Genomic DNA, 3739 nt, shown 5'->3' on the forward strand with positions numbered 1-3739 from the left:
CTTTTATTTAACGCCGGCTGGTAGCGAAGCGAAACTGCCATGCAGACCGGCATCCGTCACCTCTTCTGACGTTTGCCCGTCGCTTGGACAACGCCCGCGTCGTCCAGCGGTGCAATTGTTTAGACAGGTCGAATCCGTTCGTCACGTCGCTAGCGGGGCCAGTCGCGATCGATGCCAGTGACATGGCTAGTGTCGACATTCTTGCCCCTGATTCACGCGGTGACCCGTGACGTAAAGTGTTGTCTCCGGCGGTATTAGACCGCTAGGTGTCAAGAGGATATGGAAGGTAGCGCTCTCTGCGTTCAGGAAGCCCGACCGTTACTACCGACCTCGCAAGCGTCCAAGGTATGCTGCTTTCCGGCGGTAGATAATCCAATCTAAGAAACGCGCACGCGAATCGCCGTGCAACGGGGTCCAGGTGCCAACGCGGAATGAACTCTTAGCCCTTGGGCTCGAGTGCGTGGAGGCTCATAGCGAGCGAAACAGAGGTGAAATAGCCTACGGTGATGAGCAGTTCGGCAATCGCCGCGCGGCCCAGTTCGGCCTCGTAACGAGCGAAGTGCGCATCGTCAATCTTGGCCCCGGCCAGGATGTTGCAGACTGCGCTGCAGACAACACCAAGACGCCCGTCGACCAGTTCGGGTCGCCGCTTTTCGAGGATGGCGGTGACCACCGCTTCGGGGACGCCAGCCTTTAGAGCATGCCGTGTGTGGTTGGCGATCACATAGGGTGCGTTCCAGAAGACCGCCGTCGACAGGATTGCTACTTCGCTTTCCTCTTCACTCAGTACCGGCGAATGGTCGATGTGGGTGCCAATGATCTCCATCCCCTCGGCCAGATGAGGGTTGTGCAGCCAAATGTTGAACGGTGTGGGAATGCGCCCCCGGCCTTCACCCAGCCGGGCGATGACTTTCTGCTGTTCTCCGGTGGCCTTTTCCGGGTCGATACGCTCAAGTCGATTTTCCATCTTTCTATCTTCCTCACATGAAACGATGTCAATGCAGGATCCCGCATGGCACGCTCTGTACCAATTGGACTTCTGCCCTAGAACTAAAACCTTTCGCTTGCCTGGCGCGCGCAACTGATTGCATCTGCCCGACCAATCCAGCGGCGACGACACCTCACGCACCGCCTGCCAGCGCAGGGATCCACTGACCAATGAGATTGCTCGGCCAGGGGATATGAAGGACCTGATCGAATACTCCAAAAACGAAAACCGTCACACAGACTGCGAGAATAAGACACAGCCGCCAGGACTCGCGCCCCTCGATGCGCATAAAAGCTGCGATCATCAGCGGCACTGTTGGCATGATGCCGATCAATGCCATGCAGAGGAGAAATGCGATAAACCAGCCAAAGAACCTTGCGGCCCGAATCAACACCAACTTGATTGGCAGTAGGTTCTCGGAGTCGACTGTCGAATCCATGTGGACGCCGCCGCTATTTGCGAACCCGACCTGTGCCGGAGCGACAAAAACCTTGTAGGCAAGACTGGCGGCGCCGGCGATAACGACAATGCTTGCAACTACTGTCGGCCCTATCCTGGCCAAAAAGACCCAAGCCTGGGCAGTCACCAGCATATAAATCGCTATACCGATGAAGAAAACATAAGTGAGGTCTTCGAGCTTGAACGTGACAGCACCTGCGACATCCCCGATCGGCCGCAGCCGCGAAAATCCGCCCTTGCGCACGAGCTTTGACAGCGGTTTAAAAAAGATCAGCGCCGCGAACAAAAGAAGGACGACGACGATCGGTCGCGTTGTCCAGTTCATGCCATAGCGCATGAAGGAGATCGTCATGTAACGCTCCATCAGTTTGCCGAGCACCAAACCCAGGATAAGCGGTGGACGTGCCCATTTCAGGCGCTTCATGGTCCAGCCGATCAGGCCGGCAACCAGCAGGACGAACATGTCGCCCCAGCTCTGTGAGCCTTGAAAAGCGCCGATGAAAATGATGGGCATGATCACCGGAAGGATGAGCGTGTAGCGTAAGGTCGACACCTTGGCGAATTGCCCGCTTAGCAGAAAGCACAGACCCGCGCCGAAGATATTGGCAAGCGCAATGGACCAGACCATGGAATAGGTCACGTCGAGATGCTTGGTTAGCATGTCCGGCCCCGGGATGAACCCGTGCACCATCATCGCGCCGAGCAGGATTGCTTGCACCGCACCGCCGGGTACACCAAAAGCCAGTAATGGAACCAGGCTGCCGCCCTCTCGTGCGTTGTTTGCCGCTTCAGGTGCAATCACCCCGCGCACATCCCCTTTGGTAAAGGTTTCCTTGGCGCCTTTCGAGGTTTGCAGCGCATGGCCATAGGCAATCCAGTCCGTCACCGCACCGGTGATGCCCGGGATCGCCCCGAGGATAGCGCCGAGGGTACCGCAACGAAGGACCAGGAACCAGTTCCGAAACGTGTCAGTAACGCCCTGCCGCATACCTTCGCGCGAACTGAACTTAAAATTTTCGGCTATTGCCGTGCGTCGGATAGCGAGATCGCACAACTCGGGCAGCGCGAAGACGCCAAGTATTATCGGCACGATCGGAATACCGTCTTGCAGGTAGAGAAGATTGCCTGTCCAGCGCATCTGCCCGGTCTCCACATTGGTGCCAACCATGCCTATCAGAATGCCGAAACAGGCTACGACGACGCCTTTCAGCGGCGAATTGCCGGATAGGGACGAGACCATCGAGAGGCCGAAAATGGTCAGCCCCAGCATTTCGGGCGTGGCAATGGAGAGCACAAAAGGCCGCACCAATGGCAATGAAACTGCGAGGATGAGCGCGCCGATCAATCCTCCGAGCAACGAAGACGTGTAGCACGCGCTCAGTGCGCGTGCCGCTTCCCCGCGCTTGGTCATTGGCAGACCGTCAAGCACGGTCGCCTGCGACGCTGCATGTCCTGGAACACCAAAGAGCACCGCCGGGATCACGTCTGAAGTTGTTATGACCGAAGCCATGCCGAGCAACATCGCGAAAGCCGCATACGGGTCCATCGTGTAAGTAAAGGGCACCAGTAGCGCGAAGCCGGTAAGCCCACCGATACCAGGCAACAATCCAATCGCCAGCCCAATCAGGACGCCGAACCAAAGAAAGACAAGACGATGAAATTGCAAAATCATCGACAGCGCGTGGCCGGCTGCCGACAGAGTTGCGTCGTTGAAGAAATGCATGAGTCATCCTGATTAGGAGCCAAGCTAAGCTGACTCGCGCAGTGAGCCAGTGAGGGTCGAACGCGCGCACCAGATAGATGCGGTATGAGCAGACAGTGACTACCGTCCGCTGATCCGGCGCGCCAACGTCCATCCCTTCGACATCAAGACTCTCCACCGGCGAGCGCTGGATAAAGGATTTGCGCAGTACGGCCCCAGATCCAGGCGCGCTCCTCTTCGGCGAGCGTTGCGAAACAGGTGTGGCCCTGATCGATCAACTTCTTCAACGGTCCCTGCGACGCCGGATAGTTCGAGCCAAAGGCCAGGTGATCTGCACTGAACACCTTCACGAGATGCGGAAAAAATGCTTCTGCACCCCCAGGCGCCGCTTGCGCCAGATCGAAGGTCCGCGGCGTGATCTTCAAATAGACATTGCGATACTTCGCCAGATCGAACAGCTCCGCACAGGCCGTGTAGGGAGCGCCGCCATCGAGAACGGGCCTCGCACAATGATCGAGTGCTATCTTGACCGTGGGAAAACGTTCAGCCAGCTCGGTCACCATCGACAAACCGGCAAGCGTCGTCTGGAC

General features: G+C 57.5%; 3 protein-coding genes. All 3 read right to left on the minus strand.

Annotated elements, in window-relative coordinates; genetic code table 11:
* Positions 1-439 precede the first annotated feature (439 nt).
* Positions 440-967 carry a carboxymuconolactone decarboxylase family protein gene (locus ACSQ36_RS46895; RefSeq protein WP_436187616.1) on the minus strand — a complete coding sequence of 176 codons (528 nt, stop codon included), beginning with the start codon at positions 965-967 and terminating at the stop codon, positions 440-442.
* Between the two features lie 154 nt (positions 968-1121).
* Positions 1122-3170 (minus strand): tripartite tricarboxylate transporter permease, encoded by a 2049-nt coding sequence (locus tag ACSQ36_RS46900; protein WP_436187617.1) that lies wholly within the window; start codon positions 3168-3170, stop codon positions 1122-1124.
* 143 nt (positions 3171-3313) lie between these two features.
* A partial coding sequence (locus ACSQ36_RS46905; RefSeq protein WP_436187618.1) for an amidohydrolase family protein occupies positions 3314-3739 on the minus strand: 426 nt, incomplete at its 5' end.

Origin of the sequence: Caballeronia sp. LjRoot34 (assembly GCF_964253815.1) — a bacterium.
Taxonomy (GTDB): domain Bacteria; phylum Pseudomonadota; class Gammaproteobacteria; order Burkholderiales; family Burkholderiaceae; genus Caballeronia.